At 40.3% G+C, this 25,076-nt stretch carries 22 protein-coding genes; 13 read left to right on the forward strand and 9 right to left on the reverse strand.

The genetic code is table 11. From position 1 onward, the window contains the following. Positions 1 to 204: 204 nt before the first annotated feature. Complete coding sequence (locus QUE86_RS03060) at positions 205 to 1,842, forward strand: BamA/TamA family outer membrane protein (RefSeq protein WP_286259139.1); 1,638 nt, start codon at positions 205 to 207, stop codon at positions 1,840 to 1,842. On the opposite strand, the gene QUE86_RS03065 is transcribed toward QUE86_RS03060, so the two are convergent. Together QUE86_RS03065 and QUE86_RS03070 are read right to left on the reverse strand one after the other, a co-directional pair. Beyond that, a complete protein-coding gene (locus tag QUE86_RS03065; protein ID WP_130050917.1) occupies positions 1,839 to 2,312 on the reverse strand; it encodes a VOC family protein in 474 nt (157 codons plus the stop codon). The two genes, QUE86_RS03060 and QUE86_RS03065, sit on opposite strands and share 4 nt — an antisense overlap. A 68-nt stretch (positions 2,313 to 2,380) precedes the next feature. Beyond that, complete coding sequence (locus QUE86_RS03070) at positions 2,381 to 3,637, reverse strand: MFS transporter (protein ID WP_130050916.1); 1,257 nt, start codon at positions 3,635 to 3,637, stop codon at positions 2,381 to 2,383. Positions 3,638 to 3,884: 247 nt separating this feature from the next. On the opposite strand from QUE86_RS03070, the gene QUE86_RS03075 reads away from it, so the two are divergent. Beyond that, a complete protein-coding gene (locus tag QUE86_RS03075) occupies positions 3,885 to 6,254 on the forward strand; it encodes a TonB-dependent receptor domain-containing protein (protein WP_167658037.1) in 2,370 nt (789 codons plus the stop codon). Between the two features lie 119 nt (positions 6,255 to 6,373). Next, the gene (locus QUE86_RS03080) at positions 6,374 to 7,306 is read left to right on the forward strand and encodes an alpha/beta fold hydrolase (RefSeq protein ID WP_130050914.1); all 933 of its coding nucleotides are present in this window, start codon (positions 6,374 to 6,376) and stop codon (positions 7,304 to 7,306) included. 121 nt (positions 7,307 to 7,427) lie between these two features. Here QUE86_RS03080 and QUE86_RS03085 read toward each other — a convergent pair whose 3' ends face one another. After that, entirely contained in the window at positions 7,428 to 8,795 is a 1,368-nt protein-coding gene (locus QUE86_RS03085) for an alkaline phosphatase PhoX (RefSeq protein ID WP_167658038.1), read from the reverse strand. A gap of 255 nt (positions 8,796 to 9,050) precedes the next feature. Here QUE86_RS03085 and QUE86_RS03090 point away from each other — a divergent pair, with 255 nt between their 5' ends. From QUE86_RS03090 to QUE86_RS03120, 7 genes are all read left to right on the forward strand, one after another. After that, on the forward strand, positions 9,051 to 9,521 hold the full coding sequence (locus QUE86_RS03090) for a DUF4920 domain-containing protein (RefSeq protein WP_239977406.1): 471 nt from the start codon (positions 9,051 to 9,053) through the stop codon (positions 9,519 to 9,521). Further along, a complete protein-coding gene (locus QUE86_RS03095; RefSeq protein ID WP_167658040.1) occupies positions 9,514 to 10,083 on the forward strand; it encodes a PepSY-associated TM helix domain-containing protein in 570 nt (189 codons plus the stop codon). Before QUE86_RS03090 ends, QUE86_RS03095 begins: the two co-directional genes overlap by 8 nt. Positions 10,084 to 10,546: 463 nt before the next feature. Then, positions 10,547 to 12,091 (forward strand): pyridoxal phosphate-dependent decarboxylase family protein, encoded by a 1,545-nt coding sequence (locus QUE86_RS03100; protein ID WP_250661113.1) that lies wholly within the window; start codon positions 10,547 to 10,549, stop codon positions 12,089 to 12,091. Further along, positions 12,084 to 13,376 carry a lysine N(6)-hydroxylase/L-ornithine N(5)-oxygenase family protein gene (locus QUE86_RS03105; protein ID WP_256854650.1) on the forward strand — a complete coding sequence of 431 codons (1,293 nt, stop codon included), beginning with the start codon at positions 12,084 to 12,086 and terminating at the stop codon, positions 13,374 to 13,376. The genes QUE86_RS03100 and QUE86_RS03105 overlap by 8 nt, the downstream gene beginning before the upstream one ends. Next, entirely contained in the window at positions 13,373 to 14,560 is a 1,188-nt protein-coding gene (locus QUE86_RS03110) for an MFS transporter (RefSeq protein ID WP_167658042.1), read from the forward strand. The genes QUE86_RS03105 and QUE86_RS03110 overlap by 4 nt, the downstream gene beginning before the upstream one ends. Before the next feature lie 19 nt (positions 14,561 to 14,579). Then, on the forward strand, positions 14,580 to 16,979 hold the full coding sequence (locus tag QUE86_RS03115; protein ID WP_256854651.1) for a GNAT family N-acetyltransferase: 2,400 nt from the start codon (positions 14,580 to 14,582) through the stop codon (positions 16,977 to 16,979). Then, a complete protein-coding gene (locus QUE86_RS03120) occupies positions 16,954 to 17,655 on the forward strand; it encodes a (2Fe-2S)-binding protein (RefSeq protein ID WP_167658044.1) in 702 nt (233 codons plus the stop codon). The genes QUE86_RS03115 and QUE86_RS03120 overlap by 26 nt, the downstream gene beginning before the upstream one ends. A gap of 24 nt (positions 17,656 to 17,679) precedes the next feature. Here QUE86_RS03120 and QUE86_RS03125 read toward each other — a convergent pair whose 3' ends face one another. Together QUE86_RS03125 and QUE86_RS03130 are read right to left on the reverse strand one after the other, a co-directional pair. Continuing rightward, positions 17,680 to 18,489 (reverse strand): hypothetical protein, encoded by an 810-nt coding sequence (locus tag QUE86_RS03125; RefSeq protein WP_167658045.1) that lies wholly within the window; start codon positions 18,487 to 18,489, stop codon positions 17,680 to 17,682. A 99-nt stretch (positions 18,490 to 18,588) separates the two neighbouring features. Next, positions 18,589 to 19,038, reverse strand: a complete 450-nt coding sequence (locus QUE86_RS03130; RefSeq protein ID WP_286259153.1) for an Lrp/AsnC family transcriptional regulator — start codon at positions 19,036 to 19,038, stop codon at positions 18,589 to 18,591. 99 nt (positions 19,039 to 19,137) lie between these two features. On the opposite strand from QUE86_RS03130, the gene QUE86_RS03135 reads away from it, so the two are divergent. Further along, positions 19,138 to 19,728, forward strand: coding sequence for a LysE family translocator (locus tag QUE86_RS03135; RefSeq protein ID WP_055198399.1), 591 nt, complete (start codon positions 19,138 to 19,140; stop codon positions 19,726 to 19,728). Positions 19,729 to 19,787: 59 nt separating this feature from the next. Here QUE86_RS03135 and QUE86_RS03140 read toward each other — a convergent pair whose 3' ends face one another. The 4 genes from QUE86_RS03140 to QUE86_RS03155 form a co-directional block, all read right to left on the reverse strand. Beyond that, the gene (locus tag QUE86_RS03140; RefSeq protein WP_286259159.1) at positions 19,788 to 20,969 is read right to left on the reverse strand and encodes a hypothetical protein; all 1,182 of its coding nucleotides are present in this window, start codon (positions 20,967 to 20,969) and stop codon (positions 19,788 to 19,790) included. Between the two features lie 343 nt (positions 20,970 to 21,312). Next, the gene (locus QUE86_RS03145) at positions 21,313 to 21,822 is read right to left on the reverse strand and encodes a penicillin-insensitive murein endopeptidase (protein ID WP_286259161.1); all 510 of its coding nucleotides are present in this window, start codon (positions 21,820 to 21,822) and stop codon (positions 21,313 to 21,315) included. A 103-nt stretch (positions 21,823 to 21,925) separates the two neighbouring features. Next, a complete protein-coding gene (locus QUE86_RS03150) occupies positions 21,926 to 22,447 on the reverse strand; it encodes a cytochrome b (RefSeq protein WP_239977397.1) in 522 nt (173 codons plus the stop codon). 82 nt (positions 22,448 to 22,529) lie between these two features. Then, positions 22,530 to 23,333, reverse strand: coding sequence for a LytR/AlgR family response regulator transcription factor (locus QUE86_RS03155; protein ID WP_250661119.1), 804 nt, complete (start codon positions 23,331 to 23,333; stop codon positions 22,530 to 22,532). Between the two features lie 167 nt (positions 23,334 to 23,500). Between QUE86_RS03155 and QUE86_RS03160 the strand changes: the two genes are divergently transcribed. Beyond that, complete coding sequence (locus QUE86_RS03160) at positions 23,501 to 24,511, forward strand: substrate-binding domain-containing protein (protein WP_167658051.1); 1,011 nt, start codon at positions 23,501 to 23,503, stop codon at positions 24,509 to 24,511. A 79-nt stretch (positions 24,512 to 24,590) separates the two neighbouring features. Continuing rightward, complete coding sequence (locus tag QUE86_RS03165) at positions 24,591 to 25,010, forward strand: CBS domain-containing protein (protein WP_130050904.1); 420 nt, start codon at positions 24,591 to 24,593, stop codon at positions 25,008 to 25,010. Positions 25,011 to 25,076: the final 66 nt, after the last annotated feature.

Here is a 25,076-nt window from a genome sequence, read left to right on the forward strand (position 1 = left end):
GTAAGCCGACCATTTAAAGATTAACTTCGCCATAATGAGTTAGCACACGGCTTATTAATCAATACCTTATAATATTCAATAAAGTTTAAGTTTTAGTTAAGTTTTTCTTAAGTTAGTGATTTTATGCTGAGAACTGTAAAGAATTTAAAAGGTTGATAAAGCAAACAAGCTGCGTCTCCTTCGTATTTAGTAGGCATAATAAAGATGAATAAAATAACACCTGTTTTATTATTAACATGCACTGCTACAGGGACAGTATACGCAAATGAACCTTTAAGCTTAGACGTCGTCTGTGAAGTAAAAAGTAAACCAACTGCTGAGTTAAGCGAAGACAAAGATATCACTGTTGATAAACTCAACATTGATACTCATACGATTTTTGATCCAAATGATCCTGAAACAACCGCTCTACATCGCTTTATAAACTGGCTGCACATAGATACCAAAAACAAAGTTGTCAGTGAGCAAATTACCTTTAAAGAAGGCGATCTAGTCAGTGAGCGTCAACTGCAAGAAGCAGAGCGTATTCTACGCAGCAAAAAGTACTTAAGAGATGCCAAAGTTAGCTATACAAAAGACTGCCTTGAAGATGAACCACGCGTGGTACAAATAGATACGTGGGACACGTGGAGTTTATTACCAACTATTAATTTTGGCCGTAGTAGCGGCAATAACAAATACAGCTTAGGCTTTAAAGAAGAGAACTTTTTGGGGTACGGGATCCGCGCATCATTAAAGTATAAATCAGATCACGAACGCTCAGGCTATCACTCTGTGCTGCAAATGCCGGTTCCTTGGCAGCCTCATGCGACCCTCACTTTACAAGCTGATGACTACGATGACGGGCAAGTCTTTTTAGTGGATTATCATCAGCCTTTTTATCAACGTAGTAGTGACGCACTGATGCGCTACTTTGCCAAGTCACAAAAACAAAAAAGCTATATTTATCAAAATGGACTGACTCGTTCAGAATTTTTTACTGATGAATTAATCGCACAGTTCGCCTATGGTGGAATTTTGTCACAGGACAGAAAGCAAACCTTTCACTGGCTAGCTGGGATTGATTACGAAGATGTTAGTTACCGCCCTTTCGATACAAAACCTTTACCCGCAGGTCTTAGCGATTACAGTATTGCTGCGCCGTGGGTCGGATTACATTGGTTAGAAGACAACTATACTGTTTTACAGGATATTGACCTCATAAACCACAACGAAGACGTTAACCTAGGCTGGGAGCTAAACTCAAAGTTTGCTATAGATACCGTTAATTTGGGGCAAGGATTTTTGTTTGATACTAATCTCACCAAAGCTTGGTTTAACAATAACACTTTGTATCGCTTTGCCACGGGTATCAAGGGCAATGTAGGTACTGAGCTTGATGACCGCTTTGCTATATATTCAAAAGCACAAATGAACTATCGCTGGTCAGATGCATTTGCCTTTTATGCTCATGTAAATGGTCATTGGCAAAACCATGAGTTTGCAGAGAAACCGCTGGCTGTTGGCGGTGAAGAAGGCATGCGAGGCTTTCCAGAAAGTTACCAACATGGTACTTCAAGCGTACAAGCAACTGCTGAGCTAAGAATGTACCCAAACATCAATCTATATCAGTTTGTGGATGTTGGCTTTGTCGGTTTTGTCGATGTAGGGCAAGCATTCGGCAGCACTGAAACGGCGAATATTTCAGATTCAATGCTAACCAGTGCTGGTGTGGGTATTCGTCTATATTCATCGCGTTCAAGTAACGATAACGTTATACATATCGACTTTAGTTCGCCTCTTGGCAGTTATCAAGATGTTGATTCGTGGCAAATAGGAATGTCAGTAGAAACAACCTTTTAAGCATCTTGTTCTTTACTCATGAGTTCCCCCATGCGCTCGATTAGCTCTTGCTCTGTGAGGTCTTCTTTATGCGTTGCAATATTCCAGATATGACCAAATGGATCGGCTAAAGTCCCCAATCTGTCACCATAAAACTGATCATGTACCGGACGTAACTCTTTTGCACCTAACGACAACGCTTTAGCAAAGACAGCATCGACATCCTCAACATAAAGCATCATATTTACAGGGGTGCCACCAAGCTGCTGTGGAGATTTATATTCCATTTCAGGGTAAGCATCAGAAAGCATGATGTAGGAGTCACCTATTATTATCTCGGCATGTGCAACCCCTCCGTCAGGCATAGGCATTTGCATTACTAGCTCAGCAGCAAACGCCTCTTTGTAAAATTCAATAGCTTTAGAAGCGCCCTCAATAATCAAATACGGGGTGACCGCATGAAAACCTTTAGGAATTGCAGAAACAGCCATGTTAAACCTCAATGTTTAATGTTTGAGCTATAAAGGTAGCAGCTGTTCTGCATTTTCACTTTATATATTTACTTAGATAATGGATTTGCAAAATCAGGTCTAGGTAGCTTTTCAAGAATGGCGTATAAATAAATCACGACTAGGCATAACCCTCCCGCAACAAAGAACAAGGTTGGACCACCGTAATAATCTAAAATTAAGCCACCACCGAGCGGTGCAAAAGCAAAACCTAAATCATAAAACGAAGCTGCGCCAAAGTACGCACCACGAAGGTGTGATGGCGCGAGTCTATCAAGGTGAACATTCATAGTCGGAAATAAAATAGTCTCAGCCAAGCTCATGACCACTATCGCACCTATCCAGCCCCAGAACAGGTCTATCGGATTGAGTGCCAACCAAAATTGCGACCCCATTAAAAGTACCAAACCGATTTGAATACGCACTGTTAAGTTAAATCGCGCCATCATTCTCAATAGCAAAAATTGACTTGAAATAATCACCATCGCATTGGTAAAAATCAGCGCAGAAATCAATGCAAGTAAATCAGGAGCTTCTGCACGAGTCAGGTATTGTATTAGTGAACTATCCATTTGCGCGTAAATAAACATGCACAAAATATTGGCTAAAATTAAACATTGCAACAGCTTATCAGCAAACAAAATGCGCAATAATTGCTGGCCCTTTATTTCTGGACTTTTAGTTTCAACCTCGTCGGCTGCGGCGCTGTTTTTTGACGCTTTATCACTAACATTGAAACCCCAAACAAGTAGTACTAACAAGATAGCAAATGCGCCTGCGGTAATATAAAAACTTGACTGCTCGCCTGTTAAACCCAGCCATACGCCTGCTAATGGACCAACCGCACAACCCACATTAACAATAAAATACAGCGATTGCATGGCAAGCTCACGAGTTGCAGCATCGTCAATAATATCACCAATTGCAGCGCTGGTTAATGGCCGCCAAAGCGCGGTAGCAATCGAACATAAGGTCATCACAATCACATAGCCTGCCACTGTTTCAACCTCAGCCAACAACGAGAAAGAAATGATATACAACACGCCTGTAATATACATCAGTGTATGACGACCGACTTTATCTGAAAGGCTGCTGCCAATAAAGCTGGTGAACACTGAAATTATGGCAGCACTGGAAAGCACCAAACCGACCTCTGTCGCCGTTAAAGCAAATTTTTCGTACAAGATAACTGCTAGAAATGGCCAAACCATATAATAGCTGCCACGGGTAATAAACGAGCCGAATAAGAAGATCCACATAAGAGAAGGAAACTGCTTAAAGCGCGCTAAAGAGATATCCGAATTCATTGTTTTAATTTTTATATTAATAATTAAAACACTATACAGGAGGTGAACCTGTCATGGGTATTTAATCTAAATCTAGTTTGTAACACCGTATTTACTGGCTAAAAACTCAACTTAATCATAAATACTGTAAATTGAACCCGAAACACCTTAATCTAAATAAGAATAATTATTGATTGTATTTTTAATTTCTGTAGTATACCCGTCGTTCCTTAAAAGGATAACCAACAAAAAGAACTGGAAATCTACAATGAAATCAATAAAACCAAGTTTACTGGCCCTTGCCATAGCAACACATTTTTCAGCCTCAGCTGACGACGCTAAGCCTAAACAAGATATGGAACGCTTAGTTATTACAGCAACCGGCTTTGAGCAAAAAGTTACTGAAGCACCTGCAAGTATTTCTATTATCACTAATGAAGATATTAAGTCTCACGCCTTCACCTCAGTGCTTGATGCTGTGCAGTATTTAGAAGGTATCGACATTGGCACAACCCGTGATAAAACAGGCCAAGGCAGTGTGAGTATGCGTGGTTTAACAGGCGAGTACACCCTGTTACTTATTGATGGTAAACGCCAAAATAATCATGGCGATATTTACCCAAACAATTTTGGAGGCAACGCGTTTAACCACGTACCGCCTGTCGATGCCATTGAGCGTGTCGAAGTTATCCGCGGCCCTGCATCAACCCTTTATGGTGCTGATGCGCTTGGCGGTGTAATTAATATCATCACTAAAAAGCATACTGATAGCTGGAGCGGTGCTGTTTCATTTAGCCGCTCATTACAACAAAACGATGATTTTGGTGATGACATTACCACTGACTTTAGTGTGATGGGGCCGCTGATCAAAGACGTATTAAGCTTAGGCGTACGCGGTAGTGTTTACGAGCAACAGGCATCATCACCGACATTTGAACCAGCTACCGACCCTAATGGCGTTGTTCATGTTCGCTCTTTAGGTTTTGGTAGTGGTGGGCGTACTGTTGATAACACTAATGAGCAGTATGGTATTACCCTAACTTATACCCCGTTTGATTCTCATCATTTACGCTTTGATTATGATAACTCAAGTCAAGTGTACGACAACACACCAAGCTACAACATTGAATCAGGCACCATTACTTACCCGCTTGGTACTAAAGATAACATTGAATCTATTTGGCAAGATCGTCGTGGCCAAGTAAACCCGCGCGCAGGCTATGCTGCAGACCAAGAGTTTGATCGTGAATGGTGGTCACTAAGTTACGATGGAGAGCTTAACTGGGCAACGGTGAAGGCCTCTGTTTCATATGTTGATACGCAAAACAATGGCCGTACTTTACCGCTAAGTGTAAGCGAACGATTAGAGCTGCAAGCTATGTACGATGGTACTGGCGAATACGAGGGAATGGACGAGCAAGCACGTAAAGACTTAGCTGAAGAAACTTTCTTACCACGCCCTACTCGCCCGTTAGAAAGCAGCCAATATACGTATGATTTACGCTTTGATATTCCTATCACTGGCAGCTTTGGTAGCCATAACCTTGCAATTGGTGGCCAGCTTATCGATGGTGAGTTAAAAGACGGTGTATTTGGCCTTGAAAGTGACCAAGCAGGTCAAGTGCAAGAGCAAAACATGTACTCGCTATTTGCCGAAGATAACTGGATGGCAACTGACAACTTTACCTTTACATTAGGCGCTCGTTACGATGACCATGATGTATTTGGCAGCCAAGTATCACCACGCGTTTATGGTGTATACAACATATCAGACACTTGGACGATAAAAGGGGGTGTCAGTACGGGTTATAAAACACCTCAAACAACTGACCTTTACGACGGTATCACCGGATTTGGTGGTCAAGGCACAAGCCCATTTGCGGGTAACCCAGATTTAGAACCTGAAACAAGTGTGAACTCAGAAGTTGCACTTTACTGGACTTCGCTTGATGGTGATCACAACATTAATGTGACTTACTACAACACCAAGTTTGAAGACAAAATTGCCCGCGGCGATACTATTTTAAGCTGTGAGCAAACTAATGATGTGCGCCCATGTGTGAACTTAGGTCAGTACGATCAGCTTGGCTACGATAGCTACAGCCAAAAGATCAATATCGACGAAGTAGACTTGCAAGGTGTTGAAATTGCAGGTCAATACACTATCACTAAAACAGTGTCTGTTAACGGTAACTACACGTGGACTGATAGCGAACAAAAGAGCGGTCCTGAAGAAGGTCAACCATTAACTAACTCAGCTGAGCACATGGCAAACCTTACCCTAAACTGGGAAGCGACTGACTTTATGAACCTATACCTACAAGGTGTATATCGTTCAGACCGTTATCGCGGTTGGGATAACGTGCACGACAAAGCACTGTACTACAAAAACTACAACCTACTTAATTTAGGGGCGCAGTTCTATGTAAATGAGTATGTGCAAATCAATGCCCGTGTGAACAACCTATTAGACGAAGATTTCACCTCTTATAGCACGAGCTATACCGACCTAAATGGCGATGGTGAATATGAGTACCTAACAGGTCGTGGTGTAGTTAGCGAAGTAACATTCACAGACGACTACAACGTTAAAGATAAAGGCCGTAACTTCTGGATTGGCGTTACCGCTTACTTCTAAGAAAACTCCCTGAAAATAGGCAGCACGTAGTTAGATGCTGTCTATTTTTCCTACTGTCACTAAACTGCCAACTTCACCTACTATGCTGATGATACCTGCGTAAGCTTATTTGTCAGCCTATGGAACATACCCTTACAGCCAGTGGTATCAGTATTAGTTATCAAGATGAAGGCGATAAAAATGCGCCGGTGATCATCTTAATTATTGGCTTAGGTGCTCAATTTACCGTTTGGCCAGAGTCGCTTTACTTTGGCTTGGTCGAAAAAGGCTTTCGGGTTATTCGTTTTGATAATCGCGATGCAGGGCTATCCACATCGTTAGATGAGTTAGGTAAGCCAAGTCTTGTAAAGCACTGGCTTAGCCGCCGATTACCCATTCGTGCAAAGCTGCCCTATTCGCTCGATGATATGGCTCGCGACGTAAAAGAGTTAATGGATGCTCTTAATATCAAAAAAGCACATTTAGTGGGTGCTTCTATGGGTGGTATGATTGCCCAAATTGCCGCAGCAAAATATAAAAAGCGCGTGCTGAGCTTAACCTCTATTATGTCAAGTAGTTCGCCCTTATCGTTTTCGGGTTCAAACATAAACCTACTAGTAAAGCTCGCAAAAATACGCCCCCGAAGCAGTAATAAGGAAGCCGCGATTGATTACAATGTTAGGCTAAACCAACTCATTGGCAGCCCAGCCTACCCACAAGATGAACACGCTTTATACGCCAACGCCGAGCGTTATATAGCGCGTGCCCACACTAATCAAACAGGTTTTAAACGTCAGCTTGCAGCCATTGCCGCAACACCCTATCGCGAGCAACTTTTAAAGAAGATTAAAGCCCCGACGTTAGTGATCCACGGCAGTGCTGATCCTGTCATGCCATTGTCTGCTGGTATCAACACCGCACTGTTAATAAAGCGCAGCAAATTAAGAGTTGTGCCCGGTATGGGCCATGACTTTCCACCCGCTTTAATGAAAAAAATGACTAAATGGATTGCTAAACACGCACATAAAGTCAGTGCCAAAAAAGCCGCTAAAAATAAAGCTCTCAATACTTAAAGTCGCTAATTTTGGCTGTGCTGATGAGCACTTACTCATATAGGGTTTTCTATTATTCATTAATGATAAATTAGAGTCATAAAAAAGCCACTTTGCAGTAGCTTTTCAAAATAGGCTTTAACTAAACACTAAACTGATGCCATGGGCCTGTTATAGCGAGTGTTTTTGAAGGTGAGTAAACATTCACAAACAAAGTGCTACCATCTGGTGAGAAACAGGCACCTGCCAGCTCGGTTTGCGCAACTAAACGGGCAAAATTATAAACTTGGCCTTGCGGTGTAACACCACGAAGATGATTATCAACCACATCAGTGTATTGGTCTTCACACACAATTAAATGACCATTAGGTGACACAGTAAGGTTATCGCCAAAGTTGTAGAAGGTTTTGCTGGTACTTTCGACAAACAACGAGATTTTACCTGGTTGCTCTGCTTCTTTTGCCGTGCCTTCAAACTCTGATGGCTGATATTTCATAACCTGACCAAGTTGCTTTTTACCGCCATTGGTACAGCAAAAATAAAGCTCTTTATCACCCCAGTGAATACCTTCACCACGGGCAAATAATGCCGCACCTTGTTTGTAACCGCGTAGGCGTAAGTCATCCTTCGGGCTTTCTGGGTTATCTAGATTGACCCACTCAACCTCTAGTTCTTGATGTAACACCATGGCTTTGTTATTCCAGTTACGGCTATCAAATTGTGGCTTACCTTTCACCATCATAGCCTGTAATTGCCCGCCTTTGTGTAGCTTGCCATATTCATTTGGAATAAATCGATAAAAGACGCTATCACCTTTGTCTTCGGTTAGATAAACAATACCTGTGCGCGGATCAACAGCAGCCGCTTCATGGTTAAATCGACCCATGGCTTTTAATGGCTCAGGTTTGATTAAGCCTTTGCTATTTGCGGGTACTTCAAAAATATAACCATGGTCTTGGTTAAATCCATCAGCTTTAGTATCAGTGGTTTCTTCACAGGTAAGCCACGAACCCCATGGCGTGATACCACCAGAGCAGTTACGAATTGTGCCGACCAATGACAGATATTCTTGCTCTTTTTGATGGGTTTTTAAGTTATAAACTATATGACTTGTACCACCCGGTAACGCCACACCGTCACTGTTGGTATCAAAAGCCAAGGGCGTTTTATGGTTGGCAATACTTGCTTCGGCTTTCGCTAAATCTTTTGGTTTTAACTCATGGTTTCGCACTAATGCGACGCGGTCATTACCAAGTGCTAGGCAGCCCATACCATCAGCTTTATCAGGTACCGTAAATCCATCAGACATTTTCTCACCGAGGCTTGAAACGACTTGATAACTAAAGCCCTCTGGTAAATCGAGCAATTTATCTGGATCAGGAATTAACGGGCCAAAGCCGACAGCCGTTGTTTTTAAATCTCCTAACGACACCTTACCTATGGCACTTTTTGATAATCCTAAAAAGGCTATTGTGCCCGCCCCTACTAAAAACTCTCGACGTGAAACCATGTTAACTCCAAGCTAAAAACCAGCTTTATCATACAAATAAAAAAGGCATTATAAAGCAATGAAACGATAAAAAGTTACATTATCACAATATTCACGAAATTGTCATAAAGCTTCTTATACCTGATAGTACCCCGCAGCATTAAAAACAATTGATCTACGCTTGATATAATTGCGAATAATTTATAATCTCATGATGCTTTTATCATACAAGTAAACCGCTTAAACTAAGACTTAATGTATTTCTAAGAAACAACTATGTTACTAAAATCAAAAACATTTATTGCATTCTCATTGGCGCTTTTAAGCTTTAGCCAACACGCCTTTAGCTTGCAGTTTGGCAGTAAAGTCGACAGTGACAAACTCATTAAAATTTCGACGGTTATGGCCACGCCAGACGATTACCTAGCAAGTCCAATTACTGTAGAAGGGACTATCACAGGGGTTTGCGAAAAACGTGGTTGCTGGATGACGCTTGCATCAGACAAACGCTTTGAAAACTTACGTATCAAAGTTGAAGATGGCGACATGGTATTCCCGATGACGGCTAAAGGCAGTAAAGCTATCGTAACCGGTAAGCTCGATAAAATTCAGCTTAGTCTAGGCCGCACTAAAGCGCTACTTGCTCACAAAGCGCAGCAAGCCGGCGAAAGCTTTGATGCAAATTCAGTGACTGAAGCCATTGCTATTTATCAGCTCGTTCCGAGCGGAGTTGAAATCATTGAGTAACAAATCAAGTATCAACTGGTTTAAGTTAAACAGAAACTTACACCGCGATATTGGTTATTTTTGTGTTGGTTTAGTGATTATCTTTGCGGTTTCTGGCATTGCAGTAAACCACAAAGATGATTGGAACCCAAACTACCAAGTAAGCCACCAGCAAATCAATGTGAGCGATGAAACTTGGCAATTAGATAATGACGAGTTGCTGATTGAACAAATTATTTCCCATGCTGATGTAAGCGAGCCGGTAAAGGCTTCTTATTGGGCGTCGCCGCAAGAATTTAAAGTGTTTTTAAAAAACGGTAACAACCTCAGCCTGAAACTCAATAAAGATATCATAAGCTATGAAGCCATTGAGCCTCGCCATGTGATTCAAGCATTTAACCGCTTACACTTAAACGAGACAAACGCTTCGTGGGTTATTTTTTCTGATATTTTTGCTGGGCTGCTGCTGTTTTTAGCGATCAGCGGCTTGTTTATGATCAAAGGTAAAAATAGCCCATGGGGCAGCCGCTCAGTATTAGTCATCAGCGGTATGCTGCTCCCAGCAGCTTATGTATTTTTATAAACTAAAGTTCCTGTTGCCATTCTAGCAAACAGCGATGGCAACATTATTTTCAATTAATTTAATCCTCACCCACTTTTTGACACAGCTTTTTTAAAATAACTATTCGCAGAATCCTCACTTTGCTTAAGCATTTTATAGCAGCTCAAAGTGTGTTTACTTAGCTCTTAAAACCTCTCACCTACCTATTATAGTTTTCTTAAATGATGGCTTTATTGCTTTTATTTGTGAGCATTTTCATCGAAAAAGCAAAAGAACGCTGCTAAATAGAACCTAAAAAAGGGACTAATTTAGTTATAATTTATGACTTAATTACAATTATTTATTACTAGACAAACTTAAAAATAAAACACCTTTAACTTATAAAAGGTAATTAAATTGTAAAGTAAATTAATAATTTATTATTGATATTGATAATCACTATCATTACGATCCCGATTCAAATTAACCGAGAAGGAATTGAGTCGTGAATCAATTAGCCCCCGTGCTTAATGCTCATTCATCAATAAACGTTGATGAACAGCCCCATGCGTTTATTTTTAACGAAAATAATTTACTCAAATATGAGATGGCTTCAATGCAAACAATGTCGCTCATCCATCAAGCGCTGCGTTCTGCAAAACAAGTTCATTCTGGCGTCTGCCACAAAGAGCTCAGTAAACAAATAGCCAGAGTAGAACTAAATCAACCTCTCAATAACGTTGAGCAAGCGCTAAATGAAGTAAAATCGTTGTATTTAGATCATGCTGTCTACTTTCATCATCCAAAATATGTTGCCCATCTAAACTGCCCCGTTGCTTACCCCGCGGTGATAGCCGAACAGTTATTAACTGCTATAAATTCTTCGTTAGACACCTGGGACCAAAGTGCTGGCGGGACGCTCATTGAGCAAAAGTTAATTGACTGGAGTATCGAACGCATTGGCTTAAGTGCTGCTGCCGATGGCATATTCACAAGTGGCGGCAGTCAATCTAATTTAATGGCATTGTTGCTTGCTAGAGACCATGCAGCAGAGCGCTTATCAGGGCACCTTATTCGCGATTTTGGTTTAGGTCCAGATGCTCATCGCTACCGTATTTTTTGCTCTGAAGTCAGCCATTTTAGTATTCAAAAGTCAGCCGCTTTACTGGGCCTTGGCTATAACGCGGTTGTTCCTGTTGCTGTTGATAAAGAGTTTAAAATAGACCTAGCCGCACTTGATGCAGCAATTGATGAATGCAAAGCACAAGGCAATATTCCGATAGCGCTTGTTGCTACCGCAGGCACAACTGACTTTGGTTCAATAGACCCTATCGATAAGCTAAAAACGCGTTGCACAGCTGATAATTTATGGCTTCATGTCGATGCAGCCTATGGCTGTGGACTACTTGCCGCTGATGATCACCGTCACTTACTCAATGGCATTGAACAGGCTGACTCGGTGACGTTAGATTACCACAAATCATTCTTACAACCTGTCAGTAGCAGTGCATTTATTGTTGCTGATAAAAAACAATTTAAACATTTAACTCATCATGCTGATTATTTAAATCCGTTTAACGACAACCCACAAGCAGCGCCAAACCTTGTTGATAAAAGCATTCAAACTACTCGCCGTTTTGATGCCTTAAAACTTTGGCTAACTTTACGCATTATGGGCCACGAACAGATTGGCAAAGTGTTTTCTTCTGTTATGGCATTAGCCCGTAGTAGTTATGTGGCACTCAAACAAGACTCTGAATTTGAGCTAATTCATCAACCTGAACTGAGTACCTTAGTGTTTCGCTTTAACGATAAAAACCTCAGTGATGAGCAATTAAACCTGCTTAATTATCAAATTAAAGATGAGCTATTCAAACAAGGTGAGTGTGCCATTGCTCGCACCAAATTCAGAGGCATCAACTACTTAAAGTTCACGTTACTTAACCCAAATACACAGATTGAAGACATTAAAAGTATTGCAGCTGATATTAAAGCCTGCGCCTACAGCATCAAGGCACGTCTAAAAGTAGAGGAAACTAGCTATGAATAAAGTATACGATTTAATTGCTGTAGGTCTTGGTCCGTTTAACCTCAGTTTGGCATGTTTAGCTGAGCCAATTGAAAAACTTGATTCGTTATTTTTAGAACAACGTGATGAATTTAATTGGCATCCAGGGCTGATGCTCGATGGCGTTACATTACAAACACCGTTTATGTCAGATTTAGTTACATTGGCAGATCCCACTAATCCATACAGCTTTTTAAACTATGCGAAACAACAAGGTAAGCTGTATCAGTTTTATATTCGAGAAAGTTTCTTTTTACTGCGCGAGCAATACAACCAGTATTGCCAATGGGCAGCAAGCCAATTAAGTAACATACAATTTGGTCATAAAGTCATTCATAGCCAATTTGATCACACCAAGCAGCTCTATGTACTCACTGTCGAATCAGCAAAGCAAACTAAAACGCTTTATTGTCGTCACTTGGTACTGGGCACGGGTCCCTCGCCTTATTATCCACCCGCTGTTCAGGCTGAAGATACACAGCTCTGCCATGCCACTGAATATTTGTATAAACGGGATGAATTAGTAAATAGCAAGAGCATCACTGTGATTGGCTCAGGGCAAAGTGCTGCTGAAGTATTTTATGATTTGTTGTGTGACATTAAACAGCATAACTACCAACTCAATTGGGTAACGCGAGCGCCGCGTTTCTTTCCTCTTGAATACACGAAACTCACGCTAGAAATGACCTCTCCTGAATATGTTGATTACTTTTATAACCTAGAACAGACCACCAAACAGGAGTTACTAGCCAAGCAACGTAATTTATACAAAGGCATCAACTCAGAGTTAATTAATCAGATTTATGATCAGCTCTATCAACTTGATATTCAAGGGGTAAACCGCGCAAGGTTATTGACCAACAGCGAGCTCATTAAAAAACAAGGCAGTAAGTTAGTTTTTAGACACAGTGAACAGCAGGCTGAATTTAGCTTACATAGTAATCAGGTCATCATGGCTACGGGCTTTAGTTATCAGCTACCCGATTTTCTAAGTGGCTTAATGAGCGAAATAAATTGGCTAGATAACGGGTGCTTTGCTGTTGAGCGAAATTATAGTATCGACAAGCTGCAAAGGTTGTTTGTACAAAATGCTGAGCTACACAGTCATGGTTTTGTAACGCCAGATCTAGGCATGGCCTGCTATAGAAACAGCCATATTCTGCGCTCAATCTTAGGTTATGCCCCCTACCCTGTTGAAACGCAAATTGCCTTTCAAGAGTTTGGTTTACCCGATGTTGTCAACGAAAAACAGAAGCAAATAGCATGAAACGACCCGCATTAAAATCAAGCTTAGTGCTGCTGACGATTATTTCTGTTGTTTGCGACACCATGATTTTGCCCTTTTACCCGCAGTTTTTTAGTGCCCAATTTGGTTTGCAATCAAGTAATCACATTGGTGCCTATATCGCTGTTTGCTGCATCACCGTGATGTGTGCTTTCCCTGTATGGGCGAAAATAGCGCAGCACGTGCACGAACTGTATTTATGGGTGATCACCCAAATAATTGCAGGGCTATTGGGTGTTGCGTGCTTTTACAGCGAAAACGTATGGAGCTTTTGGCTGCTATCACAGCTCATGCTGATATTTAAAGCAAGTTACCTGCTTATTTATCCCTTTGTTCTAAGTATCGAAGAAAAACAACAGCACCTCGGTGTCGTTGCTTTATTTAGCGTGCTTTTACACTTTGGCGGTATTGGCGGTGCTTTATTAGGTGGCTTGATCATCCAAAGTATTGAGCCGCGCTTTTTATATTTAGTGATGGCTGCAGGTGACTGCTTACAGGTTATGCTCTGCTTGTATTTAATTTACTTATTGAATGTAAGCTACAAGCCACGGGAATTAACCGCATCATCAGTAAAACGACAGCGTTTCCCTAGCTACATCATTCGCTTAGGGGTTATATCTATGGGCGTGTACTTCAGCATGTTCTTAGCAACGCCATACTTTACGTTACTTTGGCAACAAGTAAGCGAATTCAGTAATGCACTTTTAGCTGGTGCTGTGTTTGCAATCCCTGCTTGGGTTGCGCTTGTCATTTTGATTACAACCAAAAACAAAGCCGCAACCAATAAGCACAGTAAAACAATCGCATATGCACTTGTATTAAGCAGTATCGGCCTATTTATACAACTTAGCTCACACTGGCAATTGCTTGTGTTCGGCCGTGTTGTATTTGCTATTGGGCTATTTTTACTGACCGTACGTCTACAAGTCATGTTGTTTGCAATGAGCGAACCACGTTTTTACTCAAGCGACTTTGCCAAGCTTCATTTTATGCAAAATATCGGCGTCATCTGCGCCTCATTTTTAGCGGGAGATTTAGTATCTCGCTTTGAACTTAACACGCCACTACTGACGGGCTCTGTCGGCTTTGCCATCACTTTATGTTTGTTTTATCTGCTTTTTTTACGCAACAAACATACCTCAACAGACCCTATTCACAGTTATTAATTTTTAAGAGAACACGACTATGAAAAACATCATTGAAACTCATATCAAGCATGCTTTGCTTGGTGATGTAAAAATCAGAACATTAAGCCCTGAACACGATCTAACAACGATTACCCCTTGGCTTAAACATTCTCAAGCTCAGTTTTGGGGAGCAATGGAACATTCACCCGAAGAAATTTTAGAATTTTATACAACACTCAATAAAGATGAGGCTCAACAAGCCTATTTGCTTGAAATAAACCAAACACCGATTGCTTTAATTGAGATTTACAAACCACAAATACTAAAACTTGAGAACCACCTAGCGCTTAAAAATGGCGATTTAGGCATGCATATTTTACTCGCTCCAAAGCAGTTCTCTGTGGCGGGGTTTAGCCTTGCTGTTATGCAGTCGGTGTTAGAGTTTATGTTTAATACTCTCTCATGTGAGCGAGTGATTGTGGAGCCAGATATAGCCAATCATAAAATTCACCACCTTAACTTAAAGGCAGGTTTCAGCCATCATAAAGTTATAAATTTAGGTGAGAAAACCGCATTACTTGGTAGTTTAGAAAAAGATCACTTTAATTACTTACAGCACCTTTCGTCTCGCTTCGACACTTCACAGCAAGGTCCCGCAGTGCAACAAGCAACGCCATCTTGCAGTAGCTCACATCTAGACCAACAAGCGTGGCAATACGCAAACCGTTTACTGATTGCCAAAATGCTCAGTGAGTTTTATCACGAACGACTATTTAGCTACGACAGTGAAAAACCAAACCATTACGTGTTGCATACCATGGGTGGGCAAAGCTATCAGTTTAAAGGTGAATCAATGCTGCTTAATCACCTACAAGTAGATCCAAATAGCATTACTAAAATGGCGCTTAACCACAGCCAGCCATTAGACGCTATCGCGTTTGTACTTGAGTGTAATGACAAGTTAAACATAGACAAATCAATGCTTGGCACCTATCTCGAAGAACTCGCGAGCACACTCAGTGGATTTGCATTTAAATTTAAAAATAATCGCTATAACGCTCAGCAATTAGCAGACGCAGATTTTCAGCTGATCGAAACCCAAATGACCATGGGTCACCCAAGCTTTATTGCCAACAATGGCCGCATTGGTTTTAACTCACAAGATTTTCACCAATATACCCCAGAAGCCGCAAACCCATTTCAAATAATATGGCTTGCGTGCCACAAACAGCATACCACCTTTAAAAGTACCGATGATTATAAATACGAGAGCTTGATAGCCGATGAGCTTGATGTAGCTGAGCGTTTGCGCTTTGAAAAAGCACTAACTGAGCAAGGTTTAAAGCCAAGTGACTATCTGTTATTTCCTATGCACCCATGGCAGTGGTTCAACAAATTAGTCCATGTTTATAGCTATCATATCTCGCAAAAACACATTGTGTGCTTAGGCTACTCGCAAGATAGTTATTTACCGCAGCAATCAATTCGTACCCTATATAACATCAGCAAACCACACAAATGCTATGTTAAAACCGCCTTATCGATTTTAAATATGGGCTTTATGCGGGGCTTATCGAGCGCCTATATGAAAGTAACTCCGGCAATAAATCAATGGTTGTTCGACTTAGTAAACCAAGATAGCTATTTAAAATCACTGAAGTTTCAACCTTTAAGAGAAGTCGCAACCCTTGGCTTTGATGAGCAGTATTACACTCATCCTGCGCTTGGCGATAACCCTTATAAGAAAATGATGGCGGCTCTTTGGCGTGAAAATCCCGCTCAATACATGGACGAGAATGAAAGCCTTGCCACTATGGCAAGTCTGCTTCATATCGATAGCGAAGGCCGATCATTTGTGAGTGCTAAAATTGCCAAATCGGGGCTAAGTGCTGAGCAGTGGCTAGCCCACTACTTACAGGCTTATATGACACCATTGCTACATTGTTTTTATCAGTATGATTTAGTCTTTATGCCACATGGTGAAAACCTCATAGTTCGATTTAACAATCATGTTCCGGTAGGCGTATTCATTAAAGACATTGGTGAAGAAATTGCCTTATTAAATAGTAACATTGAGCTGAATGATGAAATAAAGCGGATTAAGGTAACCATTCCAGAAGGCGTTGCCGTGTTGTCTATTTTTACTGACATTTTCGATTGCTTCTTCCGCTACCTTTCGGCAATTTTAGTAACTGATGGCCTACTGACCGAACAACAATTTTGGCAAGCCGTCGCCGATACAATTGTTCAGTATCAGGCGAATCATCCTTCACTCAAAGACAAGTTTGCTGAGCATGATTTATTTGCTGAGTCATTCCCATTGTCTTGCTTAAACCGCTTACAGCTGCGTAACAATCAACAAATGGTTGATATTACCGACCCAGCTTCAAGCTTGCAGTATGCAGGTGATTTGCAAAACCCTTTGGCGCAATATGCACTTACAAACACAACAGCATAATAATCTTGAGTTAGCCTTACGTCAGCAGTGCTCACTGCTGACGTTCTTAACTCCAACAAACGATGAACAATGGTTTAGCAGTCAATGTTTAACTAGCAAGCAATTAACCTATTTGGCTAACGCTATAAAATTAAGAGGAGCAAATGTTACTGAGGGATATGTCGCAATCAATCTCTACTTACAACTGAACTGGCAAGTTATTTACTTATTAGTAGCCTGTGTAGAGCACCTTGGTTGCATTCCTGATCTGGTCAATATTAAGCAGCGGATAACGGGCTCACATATTTATGGTTTGGCTAATTTAAATATCATGGCTCAACAAGACCCTTTTAATAATGCAGATTTGATTGAACTGGCAGCCAATCACTTAATTGACCACCAGCAAGCTTGGTATAATAACGTGCCATTGCAGTACAGGCTAAATGAAGGATTATTAAAACGTTTACAAAGTGATACTTTCCACGCAGCATTAATAGCTTGCTGGCCAGACAAATCGATAAAATTTATAGCAAAGCGTTTTCAAACTTGGCAAAAGCTATGTGGTAAACATCGCTTTAGTGATCAAAACAATAAGCTAACATTTATGCGTAAAACCTGCTGCTTACACTACCAACTTGTAGCCGCAGATTATTGCGCTAACTGCCCGTTAAACAAAAAAGGCACTAGCCATTGCTAATGCCTTTTTCTCGAACAGCCGAACCTAGAACCTAAATTCAAAGTTTACATTTGCTGCAGTCTCACTTTCACTACGATCAAACCAATTCATCGATTTATAGACCGCCTCACCTGTAATGGCGAACCAATGTGTGAATGCATACTCAAGAGCAATGCTGACACCGGCATTGTGGCCGTCGTAATCAGCGCTAAAATCAAGGCATTGCTCTGGCGTATCACTACATGCTCGAGTTAACATAGCCCCTTCTTCGCTGGCAAGATAATACATCTGCGTATAATCAACATCGATAGAGCCTTTTTGATAAAAGACACTGCCATATAACAAGGCTTTTGAACTTAAACGGTAACCTGAAATAAGTGCAATATCATAAGTATCGTGCGACAAATCCCAATCATAGGTATCGTCATCATAATTACCCGCTAATAGTGGACCATACCCCGCATCTTTACTGCGAATATAGCCAAGGCTAACCGCCATAGAGAGGTTTTTCTCGGCGGCAGACTCTAAAGGGCTGCCATAAAACTGATGCTTAATAGCGTATTTTTCATAATCATGATCGCCGCCAATACCTGCACCTAGGCTAAGCTCCGTCGAATAACCTAAGGTCATACTCATCGAAGTAGTTAACGCGGTACTCGTTGATGTGCTCTCACTGGTATCTTTAGCAATAATCTTGCTTGTATCAGAACCAACGGTTGCACGAAAATGAAAGGGGTCACTGTTGATCTCGGGGCTCTCAAAGCGGGCCATCGATACACCTGTTTCGGTTGTAGATTGACAGCCAGCTAATAAACCTAAAGCTATAAACGCCAAAAGAGGCTTTAACGTTTTCACTTAATTTCCTTATAAATTATTATTTTAACGCGAAGATTCTAGACTAAGGCCTGGTAGCTCGCAATAAATTAATAACAAAAAAAAGGTACAAACTCTATATTAAGCGCGTTCATCCTTGGGTGATTCCATCACTACATGAGTTGTAATGGTTCTTACTTGTGGGATAGAGCCAAGTACATCAGCATGAAACGCTTTATAGGACTTAAGATCTGCTGTTTCAATTCTCAGCAAATATTCAAACGAGCCAGTTACATTGTGGCACTCTTTTACTTCATCAATAAACTCAAGAGCTTGTTCGAATGCTCGCTGAGATATTGTTGAGTGCTCATTTAAACCAACCCCAACATAAGCGATAAATCCTAGGCCAACAGCCTGATTATTAATAACCGCTCGATACCCCGCAATAACCCCAAGCTTTTCTAATTCTTGCACTCTACGAAGGCATGCTGATGGCGATAAACCCACTTTTTCTGCCAGTTCTGCATTGGCAATTCGGCCATTGCTCTTAAGCTCACGCAATATTCTATCGTTAATTTTGTCTTTTTTCATTTTTGATTGTGAATTTCAAATATCAATAACAACATTAAGCGCAACAATTGCGCACATTACAACTTATAATTGCATTTAAATTAAAATGGAGAGATAGCGATGAGTTTTGAAATTTTAACAGCCTTGGCATTGTTTGCTTTGGTGTCATCAATTACCCCTGGTCCAAATAACTTAATGTTGATGAGCTCAGGTGCTAACTTTGGCTTCAAAAGAACCACACCGCACTTACTTGGCGTGACGCTTGGCTTTATGTTGATGCTGGTTTTGGTGGGCCTTGGCATCATGCAGCTATTTGACTTATTCCCTCCAAGCTATTTGATATTAAAGGTATTTTGCATTGCTTACTTGCTATATCTGGCGTTTAAAATTGCCACAAGTAACGCACAACAAAAAGCCAGTAGTGAAAGTAAGCCGTTTACTTTTATTCAGGCTGCACTATTTCAATGGGTGAACCCAAAAGCGTGGGCAATGGCATTAAGCGCGGTTAGTTTGTATGCCCCAGACAAAAACCTCACCTCAGTGTTAATCGTAAGCCTCGTATTTGGCTTAATTAACCTGCCATGCGTCAGCTCGTGGACTTTACTTGGCGAAAAGCTGCAACACTGGCTTGCCAGCCCAAAGCGCTTAAAAGCATTTAACTACCTAATGGCAATACTATTAATTGCTTCAGTGATGTTTAGTTTGTTTTAAGTGATTATTATGATTGAAATACCAATTCACTTGATTAAGTGAATTGGCTTGGATCTAAACTACATAAATTCAAACTGTTCAACAGTTGCGAGCTTTAATTTGTCTATGTCTTTTTTGGCCGCTTTACAATGACGACGTAACTTTGAAGGAACATCTTTATCTGCAACAAGGCTTTTTAGCATAGCTTGGTAACGCATCGTTTGTGCATTGGCAATAATTTTACAATAGTACGCGACACCATCTAACATACGCCCATCGACATTATATTTATTTTGCCAGAGTTTATTCGCTAATGCGTCTAGGTATTGCTCTTTGTAAACACCGATATTATAAAATTTCTTACCAAGGATTTGAGTTTCGGTACCATCAGCTTGGTTCACTACATCAACAAACTGGTAATGCTCTTGGCTATTAACATTATAAGTTAACTTTGAGTAAAACTGCCCATCAGCAGGTGACTTAACCATTTGAACACTACCAAGATCTGTGAAATGAAATATTTGTATTTCAGGCTTGTTATTAAAAAAGCCTTTTTCAATATAACGAATATGATCAGGCTCACCTAACTTCTTAATTATAGCTTCCGCGCTTAGCCCCTGTTCAAGAAAAAACAATGGGTTATCAAATGACTCTGTTGTGATAGCAACCTGCTTTTTAATAGTCGCTTGCGTTTTTGGCGGCTCGGGAAGTACAACTTTACCCTTAACTAATTTGGCGATTACAGCTGCATTCTTATCAGGATCACCTTTTAAAACCACAGCATCAGATACTTGCTCACCAGCGCTATTTACAAGCCAAACAGAAGAAAAGTCACTACTCAAATACCCCTTTACTAGATAGCTTTGCCCTGCTTCTGGAATAAAAGATACATCACCTGTAACAATGTAATTCGTTCCTGAATTAAACATATAGTTAATAGGTGCGGCATGATGGACCTGCGCTACTAGTGTTAGTGTCATTTCCTCTGCAGGTACTTTTCGACTAAACCCAACAGGTGACAGAACCATACCTTGCCCATAAGTTGCTTGGTTTGTTGCCCTAATAGCATTATTGACATCTTTACCATTCACTTTACTCAAGTAAAAGAACCGTCCTGTACTAGTTGCCATGGTTCTGAAGGTGTCATCTATAGTTGCAGTTTCGCCCTGATATCCTTGAGGAACAGGGTTATAAGTTGTCATACAAGCAGCTAAAGTTGATACAAAGAATAAAATAGCAAAGATTTGTATTAATTTTTTCATATTTTTAAATTCTATATTTAATAGTTAATTCTAAATTAAAATGCTTAAGCTATGTGCACAGTGAGGCTTTAAGCATGTTAAATATAAACGGAGGCATGATTCTATTTTTTCTTAAAGAAAACGTGGGGGACTTACTTAAAAGTGGCACAAGTAGAAACATCCATGTTTTGCGCAACGTACTTTATCAGCTATCAGTTGCTTGTTCACTAAAACCGTATAATCTAATAAACAAATCTAACCGTAATGAATTGAAGACTATTTTTCACACGGTACTAAAAAATCAACGTGGTAATGCTCATCATGTCGTACCCAAGATGGTCTAGTCGAAAACTGGATGTGCTTTTTAAATCATCTGCATACTTGGTTTTATAAAGCCCTGCAGGGTTGGGTCAAAGGTCACCCGCCAAAGATCGTAACCTTTTGCTGTTGCCGATGTATGCAGCTCAACAATATGAGCTGCTAAAGCGGTGTAATCAACCTTAAACTGTTCAAACTGGCCTTGTTCATAAAATTCAATGTCGTAGCCAAAACGATTGAAAACGAGAGTTGGCAAATGAACGGATTGCCCCTTTTCGTTAACAACAGATGTCATAAAATCAATAGACAAACCATTTTGATGGGTCTTGTGCGAGTTAAGTTTACTGCCATTTTCTAAGCCCGTTTCAGCGTATTTGTATCGTTTATCTGAATGGGATTTCTGGAGCATTTGGTAAGCATTAACAATGATGTTTTTTACCTGCGAATGAACATACGTACGCCCTACCAGCTCAGCCACTTTGCTGTAACTGGTAAAGTTATCGCCATTGCTTGGCAGTTTTACTGCATTACGTACATAGCCATTGGCAGTAACCACATAAACTGTTAGCCATAGCCGACTGAGAGCTAATTAATAAGACTACAACTAAACACGTTTATGCGGCAAAAAATAACGGTCGAAACCAAATTAAAATAAACGCTTAAAGCATACTCTTTAAGGTCGCGTCTTTATCTATGAAATGATGCTTAAGCGCCGCTAAAATATGGATTGAAAGGGCCGCTGATAACAAATAGCCAGATAAAATATGAATTTGCCAGCCAAAATCGCTTAACCAAGCATTAAACGCAACGGCCTGACCCGTTTCATTGTAATTACTAGCAATTAATTGCCACGAAAAAACAGCAATACCAAAACCGCCAAAACCACTATAAAAAGCACCTGACAGTAACATTACAGCTAGCAAGATTAGCAAGCCCCAATGATAAAAATGAAGCCACTTAGTTAAGCTCGATTGTATGGCAGATTGAAACGGCTGATAGAGCCTATAAACTATCCTTAATAACCAGATGATAGCAATGAGCACCGCAATTGATTTATGCCAATGATACAAGCTGTAATCAGTCACCCAGGTCATGTAGTAACCCAACACAAGTACGCTCAGAATTAATATCGCACTTAGCCAGTGCAAAATCTTATGTGTTTTCTGTGTCTTTTTTGTCATGAACTTTATCCTTAAAAACTATATTCATGACTTAATAGTAAAGATTAAGCTTTTGTTTTAAATAAGATTGTGACGAAAGCCATCATTCTGTGACGAATGCACTCGACTCACTTAATACATTTGCTAGAGCAGGCTTAAAAGTTTTGCTAACAGGAATGCTAAACCCTAGTTTCATCTGTAAAGTTGCATTTGCTTTATGAAGATTAAAATCTTCAATGTGGGCTAAGTTTACAAGGTAGCTGCGATGCACTTGCTTGAATTCATAGCAAGGCAAGTGAGCTTGGCTGTTTTTGATGGTATCTCTTTTTAAAAAGCATTCAGATAATGTTTGTATTTCGACATAGTTGCCTGCAGCTTTAATAAATAATATTGATTCTGGAGAAAGTCTCTTAACAACCCCTTTGTGGTTTATTTCAATATACTTAGGTGGACCTTTCTCTGGCTTATCTTGCTTCGCTTGTGGCAAAAACGACATGCTGCATAATCGCCACAACGCCAAAACTAAGCAACACGCTATTAAGTACTTTGGTAAAAGCTGGATAAATGACGCTGCAATTGCATAACCATAAAAAGAGTAATCAATAAAAATACGTAAGATCACCAATGAACAAATAGCAACTGTGCACGCGATAATAAAAACAAATACGTTATTACGGACTCTGCCTTTTAAATCAACAAAAGCCACCAATGCAATATTTAAAGCACATAAAGCCCCCCACTCTTTGAACCAAAAAACCTGTGAGTCCATAAACTGATATTGGCCTCCTGCAGTTAAATGGCGCCAAAAAAAGCAATATACATTAAATAAAATAAAAAAAGCCCCCCATAAAAAAGCCGCTTTTTGCCAAAGTTTTGTTAATTGCTGCCAGTATTTATAAATAATCATAGCCACTCCATTTGAATCATAAAAGATAGCAAAAATAAGTACTTCCTTATAAAGGCTTTTTAATTATATGTTAAAGCTTGTTAGTTCATACAAAAGCTCTCTGGTAAATTCAAGCTAGGCCACTATAATTAGTTCGAGCTTATAATAAAATTGCAATATGTAGTGCTATGTCTTTAAAAGTATTATTAAATTTTAAATTAAACTGGGTGTTTTTGTGCGCCTGTTTTTGGCTTTTTGCTCTGCCAATTCAGGCCAAATATGTGGTGGCTGTTGTGGGTAAAACCAAGAACGATAGCTTTTATCAGCAAGCCTTTCGTGGTTGTGAGCAATTTGCAAAACAACATCTCGATTTTGAATGTATTTACGACGGCCCTAAAGACTTTCAAGATATTCGCACCCAAGTGTTAGTGATCACCGACCTCATTCGTAGAAACAATATTAGTGGTTTATTAATCGCAACCACAGACTCTAATTATCTTGTTGCAAGAGCTCTTAAACAGCTTAAAGATAACAACATTCCTGTAATTACCTTTGACTCTGATCTGCTCGAAGAAGATCAGCAATATCGTTTAGCCTATGTAGGTACTAATAATTTTGATTATGGTGTTGCGTTAGGCAACGAATTAAAAAAATTTACTAACAAAACAACCAACCAAGTGTGTATTCAGTCAGGGCATTCAACGACACCTAATTTAAACAAGCGTATTGAAGGTGTGCGCTATGCATTATCAGGGCAAAAAGATAAACGTTTAAGTGGTGAAAATGGCTGGAGTGAGTTTGATCGCTGCCCTTTGTATAGCTTAGGCAAGCGAGAGGTATCCCTCGGCCAGCTCGACAAACTTCTTAACCTCGAAAATCCACCACTATTTTTAGCTGTAGCAGGTTTTGCCCAATTTAACCCTAACTATGCAAACGTAATTGCTAAACATAAACAGCGCATTGCCAATAAAGACGTGGTGATTGTTTCTGCCGATACAGAGCAAATGCAATTAGACGTATTACAGCAAGGATTATCATCGGCTAACATTGGTCAAAACCCATTTGAAATGGGCCGTCTGTCTGCTGAATTGATGTATCAGTACCTAACTAAAGGTGAGCGACCCGCTAAGTCTCACTATTATTTAGACTTTCACTATTGCCAGCAAAGTAATGCTGGTACTTGCACCGTTAATCACTAAAACTTTGATCTCACTAAAGTGCAATTAACTAGATAAGGACTAGACTTACAACAACTTGATTAATTGAAAGGATTTAGCAATGACACACCTAGTTAGTGATTTGATGACGCCAGACCCGTTTGCTATTAGTGCACAAAATACCCTGCATGACGCTCATAACCTAATGAAAGAGAAGAATGTCCGTCATATCCCAGTGATCAATGAGCACGGTGGTTTAGTTGGCATGTTAACGCAAAAAATCATGATTGCTCAGGTAATGAATATCATGGCTAATTACAGCGCCAGCGCCCTTGAACGAAAAGAAAAACAAACCAAAGTAGTTGATATCATGGCTACCGATTTTACCAGTATCTCGCCAGAGCAACCGTTGCATGACGTCGCTAAGTTCTTTGTCGAAAATCGCCACGGCTGCATGCCTGTAGTTGATAAAGATAACAACTTAGTGGGAATTCTAACCTCATCTGACTTTGTTCGCTTAGCAGCAGCATTACTCTCTTAAGCCGTTAAATTTAAACTTATATCTGCACACTGAATTTTTTACATTCGGTGTGCAGAGTTTTCATAC

This window comes from Pseudoalteromonas apostichopi, assembly GCF_030297135.1.
In the GTDB taxonomy this organism is placed as follows: Bacteria; Pseudomonadota; Gammaproteobacteria; order Enterobacterales; family Alteromonadaceae; genus Pseudoalteromonas; species Pseudoalteromonas apostichopi.